This window comes from Shinella sp. NM-101 (assembly GCF_021401195.1).
Lineage (GTDB): Bacteria > Pseudomonadota > Alphaproteobacteria > Rhizobiales > Rhizobiaceae > Shinella.
On the sequence record NZ_JACBFT010000010.1, the window covers coordinates 63,479 to 86,180 of the forward strand.

At 66.1% G+C, this 22,702-nt stretch carries 20 protein-coding genes, 5 tRNA genes and 3 riboswitches; of the genes, 7 read left to right on the forward strand and 18 right to left on the reverse strand.

Annotation, left to right across the window (positions count from 1 at the left end):
* Position 1: 1 nt before the first annotated feature.
* Positions 2–961 (reverse strand): GlxA family transcriptional regulator, encoded by a 960-nt coding sequence (locus tag L0976_RS18640; RefSeq protein ID WP_234188767.1) that lies wholly within the window; start codon positions 959–961, stop codon positions 2–4.
* Positions 962–1,061: 100 nt separating this feature from the next.
* Between L0976_RS18640 and L0976_RS18645 the strand changes: the two genes are divergently transcribed.
* A complete protein-coding gene (locus tag L0976_RS18645) occupies positions 1,062–1,607 on the forward strand; it encodes a cysteine hydrolase family protein (RefSeq protein WP_234188768.1) in 546 nt (181 codons plus the stop codon).
* 193 nt (positions 1,608–1,800) lie between these two features.
* Complete coding sequence (locus L0976_RS18650; protein WP_370643737.1) at positions 1,801–2,946, forward strand: ceramide glucosyltransferase; 1,146 nt, start codon at positions 1,801–1,803, stop codon at positions 2,944–2,946.
* A 300-nt stretch (positions 2,947–3,246) separates the two neighbouring features.
* On the opposite strand, the gene L0976_RS18655 is transcribed toward L0976_RS18650, so the two are convergent.
* The 5 genes from L0976_RS18655 to L0976_RS18675 all read right to left on the reverse strand — a co-directional run bounded on the left by L0976_RS18655 (position 3,247) and on the right by L0976_RS18675 (position 5,018).
* Positions 3,247–3,323, reverse strand: a tRNA-Arg gene (locus tag L0976_RS18655).
* A gap of 9 nt (positions 3,324–3,332) precedes the next feature.
* Positions 3,333–3,638 carry an ETC complex I subunit gene (locus tag L0976_RS18660; protein WP_234188772.1) on the reverse strand — a complete coding sequence of 102 codons (306 nt, stop codon included), beginning with the start codon at positions 3,636–3,638 and terminating at the stop codon, positions 3,333–3,335.
* Between the two features lie 130 nt (positions 3,639–3,768).
* Positions 3,769–3,845, reverse strand: a tRNA-Pro gene (locus L0976_RS18665).
* Positions 3,846–3,939: 94 nt separating this feature from the next.
* Positions 3,940–4,440, reverse strand: a complete 501-nt coding sequence (locus L0976_RS18670; protein WP_234188773.1) for a DUF192 domain-containing protein — start codon at positions 4,438–4,440, stop codon at positions 3,940–3,942.
* On the reverse strand, positions 4,440–5,018 hold the full coding sequence (locus L0976_RS18675) for a cold-shock protein (RefSeq protein WP_234188774.1): 579 nt from the start codon (positions 5,016–5,018) through the stop codon (positions 4,440–4,442). The genes L0976_RS18670 and L0976_RS18675 overlap by 1 nt, the downstream gene beginning before the upstream one ends.
* A 194-nt stretch (positions 5,019–5,212) precedes the next feature.
* Here L0976_RS18675 and L0976_RS18680 point away from each other — a divergent pair, with 194 nt between their 5' ends.
* The 5 genes from L0976_RS18680 (at position 5,213) to L0976_RS18700 (ending at position 7,902) form a co-directional block, all read left to right on the forward strand.
* Positions 5,213–5,653, forward strand: coding sequence for a VOC family protein (locus tag L0976_RS18680; RefSeq protein WP_234188775.1), 441 nt, complete (start codon positions 5,213–5,215; stop codon positions 5,651–5,653).
* Between the two features lie 340 nt (positions 5,654–5,993).
* Positions 5,994–7,265, forward strand: coding sequence for a YcbK family protein (locus L0976_RS18685; protein WP_234188776.1), 1,272 nt, complete (start codon positions 5,994–5,996; stop codon positions 7,263–7,265).
* 140 nt (positions 7,266–7,405) lie between these two features.
* A tRNA-Glu gene (locus L0976_RS18690) sits at positions 7,406–7,480 on the forward strand.
* 132 nt (positions 7,481–7,612) lie between these two features.
* Positions 7,613–7,687 (forward strand) — tRNA-Glu (locus L0976_RS18695).
* Between the two features lie 140 nt (positions 7,688–7,827).
* Positions 7,828–7,902: transfer RNA gene (locus L0976_RS18700), tRNA-Glu, on the forward strand.
* Positions 7,903–8,007: 105 nt separating this feature from the next.
* Here L0976_RS18700 and L0976_RS18705 read toward each other — a convergent pair.
* The 12 genes from L0976_RS18705 to L0976_RS18760 form a co-directional block, all read right to left on the reverse strand.
* On the reverse strand, positions 8,008–9,612 hold the full coding sequence (locus L0976_RS18705; RefSeq protein WP_234188777.1) for a copper resistance protein CopC: 1,605 nt from the start codon (positions 9,610–9,612) through the stop codon (positions 8,008–8,010).
* A gap of 57 nt (positions 9,613–9,669) precedes the next feature.
* Positions 9,670–10,200, reverse strand: coding sequence for a YcnI family protein (locus L0976_RS18710; RefSeq protein ID WP_234188778.1), 531 nt, complete (start codon positions 10,198–10,200; stop codon positions 9,670–9,672).
* A gap of 242 nt (positions 10,201–10,442) precedes the next feature.
* Positions 10,443–10,802, reverse strand: coding sequence for a hypothetical protein (locus L0976_RS18715; protein WP_234188779.1), 360 nt, complete (start codon positions 10,800–10,802; stop codon positions 10,443–10,445).
* Between the two features lie 95 nt (positions 10,803–10,897).
* On the reverse strand, positions 10,898–11,506 hold the full coding sequence (locus L0976_RS18720) for a hypothetical protein (protein ID WP_234188780.1): 609 nt from the start codon (positions 11,504–11,506) through the stop codon (positions 10,898–10,900).
* Between the two features lie 58 nt (positions 11,507–11,564).
* Positions 11,565–12,317, reverse strand: a complete 753-nt coding sequence (locus tag L0976_RS18725; protein ID WP_203318806.1) for a CbtA family protein — start codon at positions 12,315–12,317, stop codon at positions 11,565–11,567.
* Between the two features lie 9 nt (positions 12,318–12,326).
* Positions 12,327–12,536, reverse strand: coding sequence for a CbtB-domain containing protein (locus L0976_RS18730; RefSeq protein ID WP_203318805.1), 210 nt, complete (start codon positions 12,534–12,536; stop codon positions 12,327–12,329).
* A 51-nt stretch (positions 12,537–12,587) separates the two neighbouring features.
* Positions 12,588–12,650: riboswitch (cobalamin riboswitch) on the reverse strand.
* Between the two features lie 91 nt (positions 12,651–12,741).
* Positions 12,742–13,824, reverse strand: a complete 1,083-nt coding sequence (locus L0976_RS18735; RefSeq protein ID WP_234188781.1) for a hypothetical protein — start codon at positions 13,822–13,824, stop codon at positions 12,742–12,744.
* Between the two features lie 159 nt (positions 13,825–13,983).
* Positions 13,984–14,183, reverse strand: a riboswitch (cobalamin riboswitch).
* Positions 14,184–14,258: 75 nt separating this feature from the next.
* The gene (locus L0976_RS18740; protein ID WP_233290746.1) at positions 14,259–15,071 is read right to left on the reverse strand and encodes an acyl-CoA thioesterase; all 813 of its coding nucleotides are present in this window, start codon (positions 15,069–15,071) and stop codon (positions 14,259–14,261) included.
* Positions 15,068–17,401, reverse strand: a complete 2,334-nt coding sequence (metE, locus tag L0976_RS18745) for a 5-methyltetrahydropteroyltriglutamate--homocysteine S-methyltransferase (RefSeq protein WP_234188782.1) — start codon at positions 17,399–17,401, stop codon at positions 15,068–15,070. Before metE ends, L0976_RS18740 begins: the two co-directional genes overlap by 4 nt.
* Before the next feature lie 99 nt (positions 17,402–17,500).
* Positions 17,501–17,716, reverse strand: a riboswitch (cobalamin riboswitch).
* An 80-nt stretch (positions 17,717–17,796) separates the two neighbouring features.
* Positions 17,797–19,026 (reverse strand): aromatic ring-hydroxylating dioxygenase subunit alpha, encoded by a 1,230-nt coding sequence (locus tag L0976_RS18750; protein WP_370643716.1) that lies wholly within the window; start codon positions 19,024–19,026, stop codon positions 17,797–17,799.
* Positions 19,027–19,332: 306 nt separating this feature from the next.
* On the reverse strand, positions 19,333–21,141 hold the full coding sequence (gene recJ / locus L0976_RS18755) for a single-stranded-DNA-specific exonuclease RecJ (protein WP_234188784.1): 1,809 nt from the start codon (positions 21,139–21,141) through the stop codon (positions 19,333–19,335).
* 187 nt (positions 21,142–21,328) lie between these two features.
* Positions 21,329–22,651 (reverse strand): homoserine dehydrogenase, encoded by a 1,323-nt coding sequence (locus L0976_RS18760; RefSeq protein WP_203318800.1) that lies wholly within the window; start codon positions 22,649–22,651, stop codon positions 21,329–21,331.
* Positions 22,652–22,702 lie beyond the last annotated feature (51 nt).

Here is a 22,702-nt window from a genome sequence, read left to right on the forward strand (position 1 = left end):
CTCAGGACCGGAAGCGCTTGCGGTATTCCCCAGGCGTCAGCCCGACGATGCGCGCAAAGACCCTCCGGAAGGCGCCGGGGTCGTTGTAGCCGACGTCCACGGCCACGAGATCGACGGAACGCGTGCTGAACTGCAGCATTTCCTGCGCCTTCGCCACCCGCAGCCGCTGGCAATAATCCGTCGTCGTCAGCCCCGTCGCCTTGCGGAAACGCCGAAGGAACGTGCGCGCCTCCAGCCCCGCCTGCGCGGCCAGCATATCGAGGCCCGTCTCCTTTGCCGCGGTGGCCTGCAGCCAGTGCTGCACCTTCAGGATCGCCGCGTCGCCATGCAGCAGGCGCGGCGAGAAGGAGCTGTAATAGCGCTGCTCGCGGCCGGGCGGGTCGATCACGAACCGGCGCGCGATCTCCAGCATGACCGTCGGCCCGAGAAAGCGGTCGATCAGCTTCAGCCCGAGATCCACCCAGGCCATCACGCCGCCCGCCGTGACGATATCGCCGTCGTCGCTGAGGAGCCGGTCCGTATCGACCCGGACATCGGGAAAACGCAATTCGAACGTTTCCGCGACCACCCAGTTGGTGGTGATCGTGCGGCCGGTCAGCAATCCCGTCTCGCCGAGCAGGAAGGCGCCGGCGCAGATCGAGGCGAGCTGGATGCCGGACGCATGGCATTGCCGCAGCCAGGCCGCAAACGGCGCCGCATCCTCCCGCCGGATCGGATCGCCCAGCGCCGGCGGCAGCACGAGAACAGAGGGCCGCGCCGCCTCCTCCCCGAAGCCGCTCGCCGCGATCCGCACCGGCCGACCTTCCTCCAGCCGCCAGTGGCTGACCGAAAGCCTCGGCCCCGCCCGTCCGTTCCGCCCGGCAAGCGCCGTCGCCGCGTTGAAAAGGTCGGTCATGCCGAGAACGGCCGCCATCTGCACGCCCGGATAGAGCACCAGTCCGATTTCCGCCGAGGCCGCCATGTCACTTCCAACCCGGATTATGTCGATATCGCCAATGGCCAGAGATGGCAGGCCGGAGGCACAATGTCCATCACGTCAACTGCACGCGGAAGGAAAGCCTATGAGCAAGCGCGCCGTCATCATCGTCGATCTCCAGAAGGATTATCTCGGCTCCGGCAGTTTTCCGCTGTCCGGCATCGAGGCGGCCGCGGCAAACGCGGCGCGGGTCATCGAGGCCGGCCGCAACCGGGGAGACCGGATCGTCCATGTCCACCATGTCTCGAAGGAGGCGGACTCCCCGCTCTTCGCGCCGGATACGGACGGCATCCGCGCGATCCCGGCGGTCGCGCCGGAAAGGGACGACACGGTGATCATCAAGAATTACCCCAACTCCTTCCGCCAGACCCCGCTGCACGACACGCTGCAGGCCGCCGGGATCGAGGAGGTCGTGGTGGTGGGCGCGATGAGCGACGTGTGCATCGACGCGACGGCCCGCGCGGCCGCCGACCTCGGTTACGGCCTCACCGTCGTGCACGATGCCTGCGCGACCCGCGACAAGGCCTTCGGTGATTCGGTCGTGCCGGCGGCGCAGGTCCACGCCACGATCATGTCGGCGCTCGAATTCGGCTACGGCAAGGTCACGACGACCGCCGAATTCCTCTCGTAAGCTGCGCGGACCTCAGGAAATGCGCCATCTCCGCCGCCCGCGGGGATGGCGGCCTGACGCCTCCAGCCGCTTGCCCATTCCGCCGGGCCGGCCGTCATTCCCCTGTCATGTGACAATGGTGTCTCTTGCCGCGTGAATGCACCCGGCAGCCGCCATGAAGGGCCGGCGCCCATCGGAGTACGCATGAATGGACATGGCTCAGGCCCTCGCCCTTGCCTCGGGCGCTCTTGTCGCGACCAACCTTGCCAGCATCCTCATCGCCGCAAGGCGGCTGAGCCCCGCCGGTGCCACACCCCCCGATGTCAGGAAGAAGCCCCCCGTCTCCATCGTCGTCCCCCTGCGCGGCATCGAGAACTTTTCCGCCGAGACACTGGACCGCGCCTTCCGCCTCGACTGGCCGAAATACGAGCTGCTCTTCTGCGTCGCCCACGGCAAGGATCCGATCATCGCGAAGGTCGAGAAGGCGGCGCTCGCCCATCCGCATGTCGAGGCCCGCATCCTCGTCGGCGACGACCGCATCAGCGCCAATCCGAAGCTCAACAATTGCGTCAAGGGCTGGCAGGCCGCCCGTCACGACTGGGTGATCCTCGCCGATTCCAACGTGCTCATGCCGCCGGATTACATCCAGCATCTCATGGCCGGCTGGCGAAGCGATTCGGGCGTCGTCTGCTCCACGCCGCTCGGCTCCCGGCCGGACGGCTTCTGGGCCGAGGTGGAATGCATGTTCCTCAACACGCAGCAGGCGCGCTGGCAATATGCCGGCGAGGCCGTCGGCCTCGGCTTCGCGCAGGGCAAGAGCATGCTCTGGTCCAGGCCGATGCTGGAGGCCAACGGCGGCATCCAGGCCCTGAACGCGGAAATCGCCGAGGACGCCGCCTCGACGAAGCTGGTGAACCGCCTCGGCCTCAAGGTCCATCTGGTTTCCGCGCCCTTCGAGCAGCCCCTGGGGCGTCGCACCGGCCAGGATATCTGGTCGCGCCAGAGCCGCTGGTCGCGCCTGCGCCGCGTCACCTTCCCGGGCTTCTTCGCACCGGAAATCCTGCTCGGCGCGCTGCCGCCGCTGTTGCTCGCGCTGGCCGCCGCGCTCCTCGGCAAGATGGCGCTTTTGCCTGCCGCCCTCCTGGTGCTCGCCGGCATCTACCTGCCGGAGGTGGCCCTTGCCCTTGCCAAGGGCTGGCGCCTTTCCCTCTGGTCGGTACCCGCCATGATCGTCCGCGACTGCATGATGCCGGCCATCTGGCTGCGCGCCTGGCTCGGCGGCACCATCGACTGGCGCGGCAACACGATGACGATCGGCACCACGGCCAGCGAACTCAAGGAAGCGCCGGCCGGCTCCTAGGCGGTGAACCCGAGCGGTCAGCCGCGACAATCGAGCAAAAGACGAAAGACCGGCCTCGGCGCGCGGTAATTAACTCGAAAGGGTTAGTGCATCGCAGGAATTCTATACTTGTGCCGCAATAGTTCCGCGCCGTTCCTCACCTTATCAGGAGTTGCTAATTTGCAAGAAGCGGAAGCGGAGAGAGATATTAGTTTCTTTTCGGGGAAGTCAGGGGCGACAGCCGGCAAGCGGCCGGCACGATAATGTTCGACGCTATACTCATGACGCCATGACGAAACGTGATTTCACGGGCAATATTATTGGCGACCCCTGCAGGGCTCGAACCTGCGACATTCTGCTTAGAAGGCAGATGCTCTATCCAGCTGAGCTAAGGGGCCGGCGGGACCTCAGTGGGTCCAGGGCTGCATGCGGTTGAAACGGAAGTTGTCCGGATAGGCGACGCGCTTGCGGGTCGATTCCTTCGGCTCGATCACGCGATATTCGATGCCGTTGCGCTCGGCATAGGCGACGGCTTCCTCGCAGGTCTCGAAGTTCAGCCGGACCTGCTGGTACATGTCGCCAGAGCTGGTGTAGCCCATGATAGGGTCGATCGTCCGCGGCTTTTCGGCATCGAATTCCAGAACCCAAACATGGGTCTTGGCCTTGCCGGACTGCATGGCGGTCTTTGCGGGACGATAGATCTTGGCGGTCATCGAAGCGGCTCCAGAATTCTCGCATAAACGGCGCACCGTTTCGCCGGCGCGCGTCCGAATATGCATAGCCCGGATTCCGTAAAGGGGAAATGACCGGAAGCGCATTTGGCATCGAGACGCCCGCCGGACGTGGTCGGAGTGGAGAGATTCGAACTCCCGACCCTCTGGTCCCAAACCAGATGCGCTACCAGACTGCGCTACACTCCGTCCGTCCCGGCGATGGGGAGATACACGCATCCGGGCTTCGCCGCAACAGAAAACGGGCGTTTTCAGGCGCTTGTGGAGAGAAAGGCGGAGGGCGTCACTGGCCTTTGCGCAGGGTGTCGATCAACGCGTTCTCGACGCGGTTGCCGGTGCGGATGCCGAGGCGCCGGGTGGTGCCGGCGTTGAGCTCCAGCACGTAGTCGATCGGGCCTTTCGAATCGATGATCGATTCGGAGAGCGGCTCGGCGTTTTCCTTGATCGCGCGGATCCTGCCGTCCTTGCCGATGAACAGCATGTCGAGGGCGAGGTAGGTGTTCTTCATCCACATGAAGACCTGCCGCGTCTCGCCGAAGGCGAAGAGCATGCCGTGGTCGGGCGCCATTTCGCGGCGGTACATCAGCCCCTGCTCGCGCTGGCGGGGCGTGACGGCGAGTTCCACCGTGAAGGCGTGGCTCTTGCCGTTCCTGGTGACGATCGTCAGCGGCTGGGTGTCGAATTTCTCGCCTGCGGCGGCGGTAAACGCCAGGCACAGAAAAAGCGCCATGACGGCGCTTGTCAGACGCGCGAGGCCGAAGGACCGCGCCGCAACAACGGCCATCAGTGTGCCCTGTTGCCGGCGACCGGCATGTCCGGATGGATCTCCGCGGCCATGAGGCCCTTTTCGCCGTCGCCGAAACGCACCAGCACGACCTGGCCCGGGCGCAACTCGGTAAGGCCGAAGCGACGCAGCGTCTCCATATGGATGAAGATGTCTTCCGTACCCTCGCCGCGGGTCAGGAAGCCGAAGCCCTTGGTGCGGTTGAACCACTTGACCAGCACGCGCTCCAGCCCGCTCGAGGGCGTGACCTGCACATGGGTCTTGACCGGTGGCATCTGCGAGGGATGCACCGCCGTCGTCTGGTCCATGGAAAGGATGCGAAAGGCCTGATAGCCGCGGTCGCGCTTCTGGATGAGCGCCACGACGCGCGTGCCTTCGAGGACCGTCTGGTAACCGTCGCGGCGCAGGCAGGTGACGTGCAGCAGCACATCCTGCATGCCGTTGTCGGGCACGATGAAACCGAAGCCCTTGGCGACGTCGAACCACTTGATGACGCCGGTGATCTCGATCAGATCGACGGAGTCGCTGGCCTGGTCATCACTGTTCGTGATTTCCTTAGAAGACACCCTGTCCACCATGACCTGCCAGCCCCTCGTTTACGCGTCACATGAGTTACGGTTAACTGATTCTTGAGAAACAGAATAACATTGTCCCGATGCGAATGCGCAAGCCCCCTTGAAAGTTTTGCCGGTCGCATTGGTAGGCCGCAAGGCTTGCCTGAAGCTGACAAGAACCGAACCTTTCGGGCAGAGCCCAATCAGAGGATATTACAATGCGTTATCTCCACACGATGGTCCGCGTCAAAGACGTCGATGCGTCCCTGCATTTCTATTGTACGCTCTTCGGCCTCCAGGAAGTTCGTCGCCATGAAAACGAGAAGGGCCGCTTCACGCTGATCTTCCTGGCTGCACCCGGGGATGTCGCGGCCGCGCGGGAGAACGCGGCACCCTGCCTTGAACTCACCTACAACTGGGATAGCGAGGACTATGCGGGCGGGCGCAATTTCGGCCACCTCGCCTACGAGGTCGACGACATCTATGCCATCTGCCGCAAGCTCATGGACAAGGGCGTCACCATCAATCGCCCGCCGCGCGACGGCCACATGGCCTTCGTCCGCTCGCCTGATGGCATTTCCATCGAGATCCTGCAGAAGGGCGAAAGCCTCGCCCCGGCCGAGCCCTGGGCCTCGATGGGCAATACCGGCGCCTGGTAGAAACGGCCCGGACGCAAGCTCCAGGCAAAGCTTGCGGCCTATACGTTCGGGGACGAACCATCGTTTCGCCGTATTCGACCGGAAATTTCTGCCATTCCGGTCGATTCGCCAGCGTGAGGAGGCGTTCGCCCGTTTTCGGGCCGGATTTGCTTTCCGTTCTGCGCTTCATGCGCTTTGCGCCCCTCGGCCTTGGCAAAGGCCGAAACGGTAACATCGCGGCAACCGCAGCCTGGCCCTTCGGCTTTTCTCGCTTGCGGTTGCGACTGTTTGAAGAAAGTCGTCCACCGGTGGCAGGACCGGTGACACGAACGTCGAAAGCGGGGGAAAGCCTTTGCAGGACATGCAGGGAAAGTGGCCGGGCCTGAAGACGCTGCGGTATGGATTGCTGCTCGCCGTCTCGCTCGCCACGCTCTCGGGCTGCGTTTCCGCAGTCTCCACGGATCTGCGCGCAGACGGCAACGCGGCGCAGGAAAAGGAAGAGGCCGTCGCGGAAGGCGGCGCGGACGAGACCACCACGCCGGTGATCGCCGGGCAGGACGGGGCGCAGGAGCCCTACGCCACCGCCGAAGCGGCGGGCGCTGCCAACGGGCAAGGCGCGGGCGAAGCCGCCGGCCGCGACATGGCAGGCCTCGTCATGCAGCCGGCCACGCTGGATGCAGGCCGGGCCAGCATCTATTCCAATGGCGGCCAGGCACCGACAGGCGCGGCCTATGCGACGCAGACGACGGGGGCGAACGCGTCCTCTGCCGGCCTTTATGCGAACCCGGGCGCAGCGCAGGCCGGCCGCCTGCCGGTCGAGGACATGCCGCAGCTCGATTCGCCGGGACAGCAGGCCGCCGCCATGGCGGGCGACGGTCAGAACGCGGCGCTGCCGGAAAACATCCCGATCCCCAAGTCTGCACGCACCGCGCTGGTTGCCGAGGCCGCGGCCGGCAATGCCGCCGACAGGGCCCTTGCCGTGCCGGCAACGGACGAGACGGCCGGCGCGCCGGCGCAGGGCGGCCAGGAGAAGCGGGTAACGGTCGCCTCCCTCTTCGCCGACAAGCGCGAGGCAGCGGAAGAATTCGACGGCGACCGGTTCGCGCAGCAGCCGCGCCGCGTGCTGAACCGCGACAGCGCGAGCGCCACGCGAAAAGCCTCGCTCGGCGCAATGCCCGGCGTCTCCACCGCCAATGCACTCTTCTCGACGAACCATTCCGAAGCCGAGGAGGTCGAGGACGACGCGCCGCAGTTCAAGGAAGTGGCCTCCATCGCCGGGCTGGCGCGCCTCGCGCCGAACGGCCTCTGGCTCCAGACGGAGAAGGTGAAGACCGGCTGCTTCAAGCCGGAACTCCTGCAGGTGCTGAAGACGATCGAGAAACATTACGACAAGCCGATCATCGTCACCTCGGGCCTGCGCGACGTGAAGCTCAATCGCGAGAAGCAGTCGCTGCACACACGCTGCGAGGCGGCCGACATCCAGATCGCCGGCGTCAGCAAATGGGAACTCGCGGAATATCTGCGCAGCATGCCCGGCCGCGGCGGCGTCGGCACCTATTGCCATACCGAATCCGTGCATATCGATGTCGGCCCGGAGCGCGACTGGAACTGGCGCTGCCGCGCACGGAAATAGGATTTTCCGATAAACCGTTGGAATCAATTCATTTTCCGACGATAAAGGCCGCCCTCCGGGGCGGTTTTCATTTTTTTGTCGCAAGCGCTTTTTCCCGCTTGCGGAAGGCAAATCGCCCTTCTATAAGACGCCCACCGCACGCGCCCTTCGTCTATCGGTTAGGACGCCAGATTTTCATTCTGGAAAGAGGGGTTCGACTCCCCTAGGGCGTGCCACGGTTTTCTCCCTTGAAATCACCCGCTTTTCGTCGCCGGAAACCATGCGTTCCGGCTGGTGAAAAAGTTACGCGGATGCCATTTTCCGTCTTGCGCATCCGCCGTGTCCCGACTAGAAGACGGCCACCGCACGCGCCCTTCGTCTATCGGTTAGGACGCCAGATTTTCATTCTGGAAAGAGGGGTTCGACTCCCCTAGGGCGTGCCACTCCTTCCCTTCCTGCCGTCACGCATTCCGCTTTTCCAGCGCAGAACGGAGCCTGTTTTGCGGGCCCGGAAAAAACTGGAATTTCCTGCATTTAGGGCTTGCGCGAATCCAAGCTCCCGACTAGAAGACGCCCACCGCACGCGCCCTTCGTCTATCGGTTAGGACGCCAGATTTTCATTCTGGAAAGAGGGGTTCGACTCCCCTAGGGCGTGCCACCTTCCCACGAAAAGCTGAACGACGATCGGGGCTCACCAAAGCCTCGTGCGACGCTGTTCGTTCACCGTCGCCCCGATCTGCGTTTCATTGGCAGAGAGCGCCGGCTATGGCGCGATCCTCACCTCGTCCTGCAACCGCACGAGTTCGAAGTCGCTGATCAGCACGTCGATCCTCAGCCGCCATAGGCCGGCCTGCGGCAGGACGACGCCTTCCGCGCGCCATCTCCCCTCGCCGTCCAGAAGCGCCTTGCGCCGCATGGGCTCGATGCCGGCAGCCGGATTGGAGAAGACGAACTGCACGTCCTTCGGCGTCATGGGGGTAAAATCGGGGGAAAGGATGATCGCGGAGACGTCGACCGGGCCAGCCCGGCCGGGGCTGACCGTGACCTCCGCCATCGCCTTGTCCGCATGGATGTGGATCTCGACCGGCTGGGCGGCGGCGACCGCGAGGGCGCGCGGCGGCGGCGTGAACCGCCAGGTCGCCGCAGTCGCGAGTATCGCAAGCATGACGATGCTCTCGATCGCGATGACGCGCACCAGACGGTTTCTTGCCTGCGCCGCGCCCGCATGCGCCGGCCCGGTCAGCGCCCAGCGGTTGACGGCGACAAGGACGAAAAGGACCAGAAGCAGGGCGAGTTTTGCCAGAAGCACGTTGCCGTAGGCGGTGGAGAGCAGCGCTGCGGGATGCTCGACCTGAACGACGGCGAGCAACACGCCCGCGACGGCCAGCACGCCGACGGCCAGCGGAATGAGCCGCGAGAACCGGTCCAGCCCCGCGCGGCCGGCATCCGCGTTACGCCGCAGCGCATAGGCGAGCGGCACGAGGGCCCCGATCCAGATCGCGATCGTCACGGCATGGAAGAAGACGGCGGGCCGCATCAGCCATTGCGGCATCGCCGCGCTCGCATGGCCGCTGAGCGCCAGCGCGAGGCTGCCGGCGATGAGCGCACCCGCTGATGCGGTTCGCCCGACAAGGATCGAGCGCGCCTTCAGTGCGAACGCTGCCGCAAGGAACGTACATGCCAGAACAGCGACGGTCGAACCGAAGCTCGTTGCAAGCCCGGCTTTCCAGACCGACTGGTCGATGAGGCGCGGAATGGGCAGGCCAAGCGCGTCAAGCCCCTGCAACCCGGCCGACACGACCGTCGCCACGAGGCCGAGCACAAGGGCCGGGCCCACGATCCGCGCCGCGCCGTCGCCGCCCGGGATCAGCCAGCGGATTGCGAAGACGCCGCCGATACCGAAGAAAAGCCCCGCATAGAGCCCGACCCTCGCAAGCCAGAGCGCGGCGCGTACGGACCGGTCGACATCACCGGCCACCGCCGGCGCAGACGCGCTCGGCGCCCCGATCGAAAAGACCGTCGATCCCGCAACGGGGTGCCCGTCTTCGGAGACGACGCGCCAGGTCAGCACATAGGTGCCGTTCGGAAGCTGGTCGGGCGGCACGATCTCCAGGGTGCGGTCGCGCAGGACGAAGTTCTCCAGCGGGGCGACGTCGCCGTCCGGCTGCACGAGCTTGAGCACCAGCGGCGACACCGGCTCGCTGAACGACAGCGAGAGGGCCTTCGGGGGTCCCGCGAGTACGGACTGGTCCGAGGGTACCGCTGCCGTCAGCGAGGCGTGCGCCATGGCGGCGACGGCAAGGCAACACCATACAATGCCCGCAAGCAGCGCCAGAACACCCGACCGGCCGAGACTGGATTTTCGCACGAGCACCTCCGAACCCTTGAAAAAGGCCGGCGCCGCAGGGGCGCCGGCCTGCACGGCTCAATGGCCGCCGGCGGCTTCCAGCAGTTTGACGCCCGGAGCCGGCAGTTCGAGGTCATCCACGGACTGGCCGGCCGCGGGGATTTCGATCCACCGCTCGGCAAGGCCGTCTGCGCATTCCTGCACGACCGGGAAATAAAGCGTCTCGCCGGCCTTCAGGTCCTTCGTCAGGTAAACGCGCAGGACGAATTCGTCGTATTCGTCGTCGCCGAGGCTTCCGCCGCTCCAGACGATTTCCTTCACGCCCTCGCTGGTCGGCGTGCCGTAATAATCGTAGGACTTGGCGTAGGCGCCCTTGATCTTCTCAAGCGTCCATCCGGCCTTCGGCTGCGGCTTCACCGCGATGACGCCTTCCGGCACCTGCACGCGAAGAACATTGGTGGCCTTGCCTTCGCAACCGTGCGGCACCTGCAGGATGGCGCGGTAGCTCCCGCCGACCGGCGCCTCCTTCAACTGCAGCGAGACATGCGCAAAGGCAGTCGAGGTGCCGAGCGCGAGGACGGCGATGGCGGTAAGGGTACGTTTCAACATGTCATTCTCCACTATGCCGGTCATCCTGCCGGCGAAATCCGGGAATTGGTCGTGAACTTTGCGGGAGATCGCGAGGCATCGCCGCCGGGTCGACGGCATGACGGATCGGCGCCGGCCGCGTGCGCAGCACGAGGCACTGACTTGCGCGGAAGGGCCTGCCTGGCTCCCTCCTCCGGTCTGCGAGCATCGTCGCGCCGGATTCAATCCATCATGCAAAGTCGGGGCGGGCGAAGGCCCGGCAATCAGGCGGCGACGGGCGGCGCTCGCGGATTGCCCGGAAGATCGTCCAGGACAGACCGGATCTGGTCCGCATACCGCACGCGCACGCGCGGCAACGGCTGGACAAGCGGGGTGAAGAGGATCGCGACAGCCCTGTCCGTCGGGACGAAGGCAAATGACATGCTGCACGCCAGCGTGCAGCATTCCGGCATCAGCGCGTGATCCTTGCCCGGCGCAGAGGCCGGCTCGTGCCCTTCCATGCCCGCGATGCAAAGCGGGTTTCCGAAGGCGTCGAGCATGGGCGAAGCCGCGCCGGCCGCCATGGCGAACGGGCCGAGAAGGCTTTGAAACGCCATGAGGATGGCGACGGCTACCGCCACCATTCCATACCTGCCGTGTTGCCGCCGTTTCGTCATCGAACCCTCTCGCCGCAACTCTTATCAATCGGCCGACAGCGTGAACAGGCCCTTCCCCTCGCCTAATTGTCGCATCGCCCCGCCCCGGCACGACGGCTTTTCCGCCGCAGGACCGCGAAGGCGAGCATAACGGGAACGGGCGAGAGGGCCGCCGCCAGGGTGGGACCGTGATCCGCCACCTTTTCCCAATGGGGCGTGACGAACCCGCCCGTATGGAAGGGCTCGGCGGAATATTCGCACTGGATCAGGCTGCTGCCGCGGCGCACCATCTCGACGTCGACGGTGGAGATCATCTCGCCCGCAGCGGCCTCAACACTCGGCATGTCCCTCATATGCAGCAGCAGCATCCGCGCGGCGGAGAGATAGGCATGGGAGCATTCGTTGAAGGGGCTCGCTTCATCGGCGATCGCACGCGGAGCCAGCCCCCACAGGCAGTAATAGTTCTGAATGCGGGCATAGTTCCGAAGCTTGCGGAAGACAGGGTCCGATTCCCTCGCCCGGTCGGCGAGACGGAGAATGGGGCCATAGTATTCGTCGAGCACCAGCAGGGCGCCGTGCGACAGGCTCGGAATGGCAAGGCCGGTGGCGTTGTAGGATGCGGCACGGCTGCCGTGCGCCTCGGCCTGGCCGGCCGCCAGGGCAAGGCCGATGAGGAGGAAGAGCAAACGCAACGCGGTTCTCCTGCCGCAAGGGGAATGCCGCCCGACGGCGGCACTCCATCTCGCCGCGTCAGATTCCCGCGGGAACCGCGCGATAGTTGCCCGAGCGCCGGAGGCTCCTCTCGGCCAGATAGCCGAAGACGAGGGAGAGAACCGTCCAGAGCGTGAGTTGCAGCCCGATCGTCGCCAGACGGAAATCGTAGAGCGCCGTCGCCGGGAAGTTCTCCGGTACCTCGTTGATACCGGGAAGCAGCCGGAAGACGATCGCCAGGAACACGACATAGGCGATGCCGGCGACGATCGCGCCGTTCCAGCGGCCGAGGTGCTCGCCGAGGCGGCGGGCGAAGGCGACGGCGAGCGCCAGCGCGAAGATCGAGGCGGCGAGCGTCACGAAGAACAGCCCGGTTCGCACGCCGATCGTCTCGGGATCGCCCACGGCGGGCGGGTTCGGCGGGTACTTCAGGTCCGGAACCGCGACGAGCGCCACGAAGGTGGCGGCGCCGAGCACCAGCGCCAGGGCGCGGGGGCTCAGTCGGCCGACGCGGCCATAGAGACCGGCGAAGACGAGCGAGAAGATGCCGCCCATCGCCACGCTGTAGGTGACGACGCCGGTGAAGAGGCCGAGGCCGGCCTGGGTTTCACGGCTGACGGCTTCCGGCTCCTCGGCCGCGCCGTCCGCCGGTGCCTCGGCCGCCGCCATCAGCTCTTCGAACGCGATCGCCCGATCGACCTGGGGCTCGCCGTAGACGCGCGCGAAACCGAACGCGACAAGGCCCGCGACGAGGCCTGCTATCATGCCTCTCAGCAAAAGATGACCAGTCATGTCCGTTCCTCAGTGGCAGGGGAAGCCGAGCAGATGCCGGCCGTCGTGCACGAATTCGTGGACTTCGAGGCCGGACAGGACGCGCGCGGCGCCCTCTTCCGTGCTGACGAAATAAAGGGCGAGCAGCATCAGCAGGCCGCCGAAAAGCGCCCACGGAAACAACTGGCTTGCGGGAATGGGTGTGACTGTGGTGCCGTGACTCAAGGTAATGTCGGACATGGATCCCTCTCTGAATGCGCGTTCGCTATGGGCCGATATTCATGCACCCGAGGTCTGGCTTTCGCAGGATGCGATTACAGTGGCGCGACCGCTCCAGAATTTCACTGGCTTCCCGAGGTGGTGCGCCTATCTATCAACGGCGTTTCCGGCGTGTCAACGCGGCGGGGCGACCGCCGCTTGTTCTTTTACGGCACTCTCGACGGTTTCAGCCGGTCGCCGCCAGCGCCAGGCCGGTTTCGGCCGCTTCGAGGACCCCGTGGCCGGGCGCGTCGTCGTCCATCGCCGCAGCATCCGCCGTGCCGTCGAGCGCGTTGCGCCACCTGGAGACCAGTTCGAGATAGGAGCCGCCGCCGAACCGCTCGGCGAGCCTGTATTGCTGGCGCAGCGTGATGCGCACCGTGGCCCGGCTGAAGCGGTCGGACGGCGTCGGGAACTGGTCCGGTTCCAGGCGCCTTGCGAGCCCGTCGAGCACCGCCTTGCGCACGATGGGCAGGTCCGGGCGGGCGAAGCGCTCGAAGAGCGCCTGGAACCGGGCATGATCCTCGATGTCGAAATTCCGATCGCGCCCCATGCCGTCCATGACGGGATTGGCGGGGTGAAGATAGCCGAGCGGCATGTGGTATCGCGGGATCGGCGTGTTGGCCGAATGGGTGCGACGCGATTTCAGCAGTTGCGGAAGAAGATGCGTGTGCGGCCCCGCGGGCGAGACGCCGCCCGTATCCGGCCCGCCGATCTTCTGGAACACCTCGATGCGGCCGATCCGGGTCAGCGCGACGCGGTGCGGATGCGCCTTCAGCACGGCCGCGGCCGCCGGGTTTCCGGTCTCGAACAGGCTGCGCCCGGCACCGGCGCGCAGGATCGCCAGCAGCGCCGGATCGCCGGTGCGAATGCAGAAATCGCACTGCGGAAGGTTGAGGCCGACGTCGAAGAGAATCGCCCGCCTGTCCGCCGGGCGCACCGCGTCCCCGTCCGGGCCTAGCTCGGTCAGGACCTTGCGCCGCTTCATCGCTGCATCCTTTTCCGGCAGGCACAGCGCGATACCATGGCTCCAGCGGTGCGGCCGGGGGCTGAGGGCCTCATAGGCGACAGGAACGATCTGCTCGACCACCTCGGAATCGAGCCGGATGGCGCCCCGCGGGGTGGCGCGCACCAGCATGGCCGGGGCATCGGCTTCCAGATATTCCCCCTTGTCCTGATGGAACTCGGCGACCGCGCCGAAGGAGCCCATGCTCCACCCTGCCCTCTGGTCCACGAGGTGGCTCTTCAAGACGTCCCAGAGATCTGCCATGTGCTTGTCCTTCATCGTGGCCGCCGCGCCGGTTGCCGTGTCGCAAATGCGAATCGGCGGGTGGCTTGCGAAATGGTTCCGGACGAGGATGGAAAGGGGAAGGAACGGGGCGGCCCCGAGAGGGAACGCCGTTCGCCTCCCGATCGCCCACCGCAATCGGCCGAGTCATCAATTCATGGCTGGTTTCCGGGCTTCGGAACCGTCCTGAAGGACGCTCTCGACGCCTTCCCGGCCGGAGCCAGTGGCATTCGTCGAGATTTTGTTCCGCTACCGTTGCGGGGGCAGCACCGGCCTTGGACCGGTTTCCCAATTATCCATCCCGACCAGGCCGGGATGGCACCCTGAATGCATCCAGCAAACCACCCGGCGGGCAAAAGGACCATCGGGAATGCGACATCCGCGGTGCCCGTAACGACACAGGCGAAAAGCCCCGCCTATGCCGGACCGCCATCGTGGCGGACAACCGGAACCGGGCGGTCCCTTTCATCGACCGCGACCATGACGAAGCGGCCGGTCGCGGTCAGGGCGCGGCTTCCGCTCATCAGGTCCTCCGACCAGAGCTCGACCGCCACGGTCATCGAGCTGCGCCCGACGCGCACCACCGTCGCGACCGTGTCGACGATCGATCCCACGGCCACCGGCGCACGGAAATCGACCCGCTCGGACGCGGCGAGCACCGTGATTTTCCGGCCGTGCCGCGTGGCGGCGATGAAGGCCGCCTTGGTCATGGCGGCAAGCGCCTCGCCGCCGAACATGCGGCCGAAGCTGTTCGCCTGGTCGGCAAAGACGATGTCGCTCGCGCGCAGGCCGGGAGCCAACTCCTCATACGCCGCGGAAAGGGGCGGCAGATGCCAGTCCGGCGCCTTGCCTTCGGGAACGGCCACCATGCTGAAGCTGCCGCGGGTGCACAGCCGCCGTTCGCCGCTGACGAGGCCTTCGGCGATCATCTCCACCTCCACCGTCATGGACTTGCGTCCGACGCGCGTCACGCGCGCCAGGAACTCGACCAGTTCCCCGACGCGGGCCGGCGCCTGGAAATCGACGCGGTCGCAGGACGCCGTCACGAAGGGGACGCGCCCATGGCGGGTCGCGGCGATGAAGGCGATGCGGTCCATCAGCGCGAGCCCCGCCCCGCCGAAAAGCGTGCCGTGGTGGTTGGTGTCGCCGGGAAAGACGAGGTCCAGCAGGCGGCTCGACGGCGCCGGGATTTCTCCCGGCGCCGCGAAGGTCTGTTCGCCCGCGCTCACTGCGCTACCTTGCGCAGTTCGCCGGCCGCGGCCACCATGTTGACGAGCGCCGGCCGGACCTCGTCCCACTTGCGGGTCTTCAGGCCGCAATCGGGATTGACCCAGAGCTGGCGATCGTGAAGGCGCTTGCGGGCGAGCGACAGGAGGCCGGTCATCTCACCCACGTCGGGCACGCGCGGCGAGTGGATGTCGTAGACGCCGGGACCGATCTCATTCGGATAGTCGAAATCGCGGAACGCATCGAGCAGTTCCATCTTCGAGCGCGACGTCTCGATGGAGATGACGTCGGCATCCATGGCGGCGATGGCCGAGATGATGTCGTTGAACTCCGAGTAGCACATGTGGGTGTGGATCTGCGTTACGTCCGCGACACCGCTGGCGCACAGGCGGAAGCATTCGACCGCCCAGCCGAGGTAGTGCTGCCAGTCCCGGTGGCGGAGCGGCAGGCCCTCGCGCAGCGCCGCCTCGTCGATCTGGATCATCTTAGCGCCGGCCTTTTCAAGGTCGACCACCTCGTCGCGGATGGCGAGCGCGATCTGCCGGCAGGTCTCGCTGCGCGGAATGTCGTCGCGAACGAACGACCAGTTGAGGATCGTCACCGGGCCGGTCAGCATGCCCTTGACCGGCTTTCCGGTCAGCGACTGCGCATATTGCCACCAGCGCACCGTCATCGGGTTCGGCCGCGAGACGTCGCCGAAGATGATCGGCGGGCGGACATAGCGCGAACCGTAGCTCTGCACCCAGGCATGCTGCGTGAAGGCGAAGCCCGCGAGCTGCTCGCCGAAATACTGCACCATGTCGTTGCGCTCGAATTCGCCGTGCACCAGCACGTCGAGGCCGATCTCCTCCTGCCAGCGGATCGCCGCTTCCGTTTCCTTCTGCAGGAACGCCTCGTAGTCCTTGTAGCTGAGCGCGCCCTTGGCATGGGCGGAACGGGCCTTGCGGACGTCGCCCGTCTGCGGGAAGGAGCCGATCGTCGTCGTCGGGAAGAGCGGCAGCCGGATCGCCGCCGCCTGGACCTTGCGGCGCGTTTCGAATGCGCTGCCGCGCGCCTTCATGCCCTCGTCGATGCCGGCGATGCGGCCCTGGACGAGCGGGTCGGTCACCTTCAGCGAGGCGGCGCGGGCGGCGATGGCCCTCGATGCACCATCGACAGCCTGCCTCACCGCGTCCTCCCCTTCGGCGAGCCCCCTGCCGATCGCCGAAAGCTCGCCCAGCTTCTGCGTGGCAAAGGAAAGCCAGGACTTGAGGTCCGCATCGAGCGCCGTTTCCAGTTCGAGGTCGATCGGCACATGCAGCAGCGGGCATGAGGCGGCAACCTCGACCGCACCCGCGGCGCGCGCGGAAACGACCGGCGCCAGCCGGCCAAGGATCGCCGCAAGGTCCGCCTTCCAGATGTTGCGCCCGTCGATGACGCCGAGCGACAGGACCCGATCGGCCCCCATCGCCTTTGCGACGGGTTCGAGTTGCTCCGGCGCTCGCACCAGATCGACGTGGAGACCGGCGACGGGGAGCGCGGCGACCGCTTCCAGATTGTCGGCCAGCGCGCCGAAATAGGTCGCCAGCATCACCTTCAGGCCCGGCGCGGACCTGGCAAGCGCCTCATAGGCGAGCTTGAAGGCATGGCGCTCGCCTTCCGTCAGGTCGAGCGCCAGGACGGGTTCGTCGACCTGCACCCAGTCGGCGCCGGCGGCCTCCAGCCGGCGGAAGAGCTCCTCGTAGACCGGCAGCAGCCTTGCCAGGAGATCGAGCGGCTTGAAGGTCGAGGGCCGGGCCTTCGAGAGCTTGAGGAAGGTCACCGGACCGAGCACGACCGGGCGCGTATGAATGCCGAGCGCCTTGGCCTCCAGGAAATGATCGACCGGCTTCTGCGCGGTGAGCGTGAAGGCCTGATCCTCGCCGACCTCAGGGACCATGTAGTGATAGTTCGTGTCGAACCACTTGGTCATTTCGAGCGCCGGCACGCCCTGCGCGTGGTGCGCATGGCCGCAGTCGGCGCGGCCGTCGCCCTGACTGCCGCGCGCCATCGCGAAGTAGATCGACAGCGGCACCTCGCCGCCCGTCCAGCCGTAGGCGGCCGGGATTGCGCCGACCATCACGGCCGTGTCGAGCACATGGTCGTAGAGGGAGAAATCGTTGGAGGGAATCTTCGTGATGCCCTGGTCGCGCTGGAGCGCCCAGTTTTCGGCGCGCAGCCTGCGGGCCGTTTCGAGAAGGTCGCTTTCGGCGATCCTGCCGGCCCAGTGGCCTTCGAGAGCGAATTTCAGCTCGCGGTGGCGACCGATGCGCGGGAAGCCGAGGGAGGCGACCGGGAGAGTTTGCTTGGACATTGACATACCCCATAGGTTTCAGGGGGCATGGGTAAAGCGGACGCGAGCAGGCATCGCCGTTTCAGGCGAACTGCAGCAACCACCGGGACACCCCGCCCGTGGACGTTATTTCGTCTTGGCAGGTCTCCTGGCTCACGGGTCGTCACCCTGTCCGTCTTCCCAAGGCCTTGGCCTCAGTGACATCGGTGGACAGCGGCTCGCCGTTTACAGTTGCGGGGGCAGCCCCGGCATTGCCGACGGATCGACGCACCGGATTCCCTCTTAGCCCTGGGACGGATAATGCCGCTCCAGGGAACCATGACGGGGCACAGTTCTGATCATAACGGAGGGATTGTCAACAGATATAAAGAAATCTTTATGTCTTTATTTATTTTACTGATCGCGGAGCACCGCTCTCACGCGCGGCCGATCTCGTCGAGATACCACTCGATGTAGCGCAGTTCGTTGTGCTCCATCGGCGCGATGGGGCCGGGCACGAAATAGTGCGACTGCACGCCGCGGGCGGTGTGCTCGATGATCGCCTTGTCCTCCGCCGTCGTGACCTTCCAGAGCCAGGTGAGCTTCCCGAGATCGTAGTCCCTGCCCTCCTGCGCATTGCCGTCGACCAGCCAGATCAGTTCCATCTCGCAGCTTTCCGCCGTCTTCGGGATGAAGCGATAGATCATGCCGTGGTCGGGATAGCAGACGAGGAATGTCGTGCCGCCAAGATGGATGGAGGTGACCCCGCCGTCGAAATCGGTGAATCGGCCCATCAATGGCGCGACCGCCCTGCCGTCCTCGCTGCCGCTCTGCACGCCGTCATAGAGCGCATAGCGGAAGGCATGGATCGCCTCGCGGCCCTCGCGCGAGGTCTGCCAGTGATTGCCGGAGCCGACCTCGATGCCGAGCGCGCAGGTGCGCGCCTCCATCGCCTCGTTCAGCGCCTCGATCATGTGCAATGGCTGTTCCAGCGCATGGGTCTGCGAATATTCCGGATGCGCGGGGCCGCAATGGTAGCATTCCACATAGTTCTCCACCGCCAGCTTCCAGTTGGCGGCGACCGGATAGGTCTCGCGATGCGCGACCCTGGCACCCGCCCAGCCGTATTGGCCGCAGGTCGCGTGCAGCAGGTTCTCCACCTCGGAAAAGTCGAGCGGCTCTTCGGCGAAGGAGATGAAGACGAGCCCTTCGACGACGCGGACATGCAGCGTCTTCAGCCCGTGGTCCTCGCGCCTGAAATCCTTCGGCATCAGCCGGGCCGCCTTGAGGCTGCCATCGTTGCCGTAGGTCCAGGCATGGTACGGACAGACGAAGACCCGCGCATTGCCCTTCTGTTTCGTGCAGACCTCCGCGCCGCGGTGGCGACAGACGTTGAGCATCGCATGAACCGACCCATCCGGCGCGCGCGTGAGAATCACCTGCTCGGTATCGATGCGGAAGACCTCGAAGTCATTGACCTCTGGAATGACGCTCTCATGGGCGAGACAGTGCCAGTGGCGGCGAAAGACCCGCTCCATATCGCGCCGGTATATCTCCGGATCCTGGTAGAACGGCCGGGCAAGGCCATGCCCCTTGCGGTGCTCGACGATCAAGCGGGCGATTCCATCATTTGCACTATCGATTAGAGCGTCCGCAGCCTGCGCCATGCTTCTTCAACCGTAAAACGTTTTCGATGCAGCGCAGTATCAGCAGCGGCCCGGCGGCCGGCAAGGTGCCGTAATCGGGATAATTAATCGATAAAATCAATCACATGAAAATCCGGAAAACCGTTTGCATGTCGCGATCGGATATTGTCGTTCATGCGGGCCCGTGCACCGGGAATAGCGGATGCGCGATGAAATCGGCAACCGGATCGCGGGGTTGCGCCGCGGCCCGCCGTCAGGCGGCAGGCCTGCCGGGCCGGAAACCGCCCTCACCCGTTTTCCTGAATGCGTCATCGACCGGCAAGCCGGTCAGAACGCCTTGGCGGCGTCGATCACGCGGAACTGGATGCGCCGGTTGCCCTGCCAGCTATCGGCGGAAAGCGTGCCGGCCAGATGCACCGCCTGCCCGCGCTCCTTCATCAGGAAGAGGCCGAGATCGGCTTCCGCGGCGCGGAAGGCCATGGCGTCGAGCCGTCCGCCGTCGGGGCCTTCGAGGCTGACGCGCAGATGATTGACGCCGACGGGGCGCACGTCGCGCACGCGATGCGCCGGCAGCGCGAAGATCGGCTGCGGATGGCCGGAGCCATAGGGGCCAGCCTGTTCGAGCTGGTCGGCGAGCGCGAGCGTTGCGCCGCTGGCGCTGAGCGCACCGTCGATCTTCAGCGTCTCCACGGCCACCAGTTCGCGCACGGCACGCTCCGCGCGCTCCTCGAAGAAGCTGCGCAGCCGGCCGAGATTGCTCCGCTCCACCGTCAGGCCCGCCGCCATGGCATGGCCGCCGCCCTTGACGAGGATGCCCTCCTCCACGGCAGCGCGCACCATGCGGCCGAGATCGAAGCCGCTGATCGAGCGGCCGGAGCCGGTGCCCTTGCCCGAGGGGTCGAAGGCGATGGCGAAGGCCGGGCGGCGGAAGCGGTCCTTCAGCCGCGAGGCGAGCAGGCCGACGACGCCGGGATGCCAGCCCTCGCGGGCCGTCAGGATCACCGCGGCGCTTTCGCCGGTACCGTATTCCGCCTGCGCCTCGGCCTCGGCCTCGGCGAGCATGGCGACTTCCATGGCCTGCCGCTCGCGGTTGAGCTCGTCGAGCTGCTTTGCGATTCGCTCGGCCTCGCCCGGCTCGTCGATGGTCAGGAGGCGGCTGCCAAGGGCGGCATCGCCGATGCGTCCGCCGGCATTGATGCGCGGGCCGACGAGGAAGCCGAGATGATAGGGCGTCACCGGCCCGCCGATGCCGGCCTGCTTGAGCAGCGCCGTCAGGCCGGCATTGCCGAGATGGCGCGCGGCGACGAGGCCCTTGACCACATAGGCGCGGTTCAGCCCCTTCAGCGGAACGACGTCGCAGACCGTCGAGAGCGCAACGAGATCGAGCATGGAGAGCAGATCGAAGCTTCCCGCGCGCGTGTCGCCGCGCTGGCGCAGCAGCCGCTGGAGCGCCACCAGAACAAGGAAGACGACGCCGGCGGCGGACAGATGCCCCTGCCCCGACAGGTCATCCTCGCGATTGGGATTGACCAGCGCCACGGCAGGCGGCAGGTCCACACCGACCTGGTGGTGGTCGATGACGACGACGTCGATGCCGCGCTCGCGCGCGACGGCGAGCGATTCGTGGCTCGTCGAGCCGCAGTCGACCGTGACGATCAGTTGCGCGCCGCGGTCGATAAGCTGGCCGATGGCGTTCGGGTTCGGGCCGTAGCCCTCGAAGATGCGGTCGGGAATGTAGATTTCCGCCGGCACGCCGAAATGCGCGAGGAACCGGTAGAGCAGCGCCGAGGAGGCCGCACCGTCGACGTCGTAGTCGCCGAAGATCGCCACGCGCTCGCCACGCTCGACCGCGCGCGCCAGCCGTTCCGTCGCCGCCTCGCAATCCATCAGGCCGTAGGGTTCCGGCATCAGCCGGCGGAGCGTCGGATCGAGGAACTCCAGCGCGCTCTCGAAGGCGACGCCGCGTCCCGACAGGACGCGGCAGATGAGGTCCGGCAGGCCATGGGTCTGGCTCATCGCCAGCGCGCGGTTTTCCCCCGCCTGGTCGAGCCGCGCCACCCAGCGCTGCCCGGTCGCCGAGCGCTCGACGCCGAGGAAGGCCCGGCTGACGGGATCTGCGTTTTCCAACATGCTCATGGCGGCTCCGGCAACCAAACTGCAGGCAAAGTCGCGTCAACCTCTCCTTCGTCATGCTCTGGCCTGACCCGAGCATCCACCCGCCTTCCCGGAGGATGGATCCTCGGCTCAAGGCCGAGGATGACGACAGTGGGTGTGGCGAGGTTCATCAACGACCCGATACCACGCCTTGCCGAAGACGCGAAAATCAGGCCGCCTTCGGCCGCTCGATGCGGATCACCTGCGGCTCGCCGACAAGATAGCCCTCGCTCTTGATGGAGGCGACGGCCTTGCGGACGGAATCCTCCATCGTCGCGTGAGTGACGAGAATGATCGTCTTCGGATCGGTCGATTCGGCCGTCGACTGCGCGCGCTGGACGATGGATTCCAGCGAGATGCCGTTCTCCGCCATGTGCCGCGCGATGCTGGCGAAGACGCCCGTGCGGTCCTCCACCGAGAGACGGATGAAGTAGCCGCCGTGGTGCTTGCGGATCTGCGCGCGCTTGTAGGGGGCGAGCGCCGCCGCCGGGCGGCCGAGCGCCGGCACGGTCTGCGCGCCGGGGCGGCTCTTGGCGATGTCGGCGATGTCGCCGAGCACGGCCGAGGCCGTGGCATTGCCGCCCGCGCCGGGGCCGACCATCAGCAGCTCGCCGAGAATGTCCGATTCGATGGCGACGGCGTTCGTCACGCCATCCACCTGCGCGATGACGCTGTCGAGCGGCACCATGGTCGGATGCACGCGCTGTTCGACGCCCGTATCGGTTTTCTGCGCGACGCCGAGCAGCTTGATGCGATAGCCGAGATCGGCGGCGGCGCGGATATCGTCGATGGAGATGTTGGTGATGCCTTCGAGATAGATGTCGTCGGCCGAAATCCTCGTGCCGAAGGCGAGCGTCGTCAGGATCGACAGCTTGTGCGCCGTGTCGTTGCCCTCGATGTCGAAGGCGGGGTCGGCTTCGGCATAGCCGAGACGCTGGGCTTCCTTGAGGCATGCCTCGAAGGAAAGCCCCTCCTTCTCCATCTTGGTCAGGATGTAGTTGCAGGTGCCGTTCATGATCCCGTAGACGCGGGAAATGGTGTTGCCCGTCAGGGATTCGCGCAGCGCCTTGATGACCGGGATGCCGCCGGCGACCGCCGCCTCGTAGTTGAGGAGCGAGCCGTGCTTCTCGGCGATGCCGGCAAGCTCGACGCCGTGCGCGGCGAGCAGCGCCTTGTTGGCCGTCACGACATGGACGCCGCGCGACAGCGCCGCCTTGACGGCGGCAAGGGCCGGATCACCCGCCCCGCCCATCAGTTCCACGAAGACGTCGATCTTCGCCTCGCGGGCGAGCGCGACCGGATCGTCGAACCATTCGGCAGCGGAGAGATCGACGCCGCGATCGCGGCCCTTGCTGCGTGCGGTGACGGCGACGATCTCGATCGGCCGGCCGCACGTCGTCTCAAGCATGTCCCTGCGTTCGACGAGAATCTTCGCGAGCGAGGCACCAACGGTCCCCAAGCCCGCAATGCCGATCTTCAGGGCATCAGCCATGGTCATGTCCTATGAGTTCTGGAAAAGCCCTCCGCTGAACGCGGAGGGCGG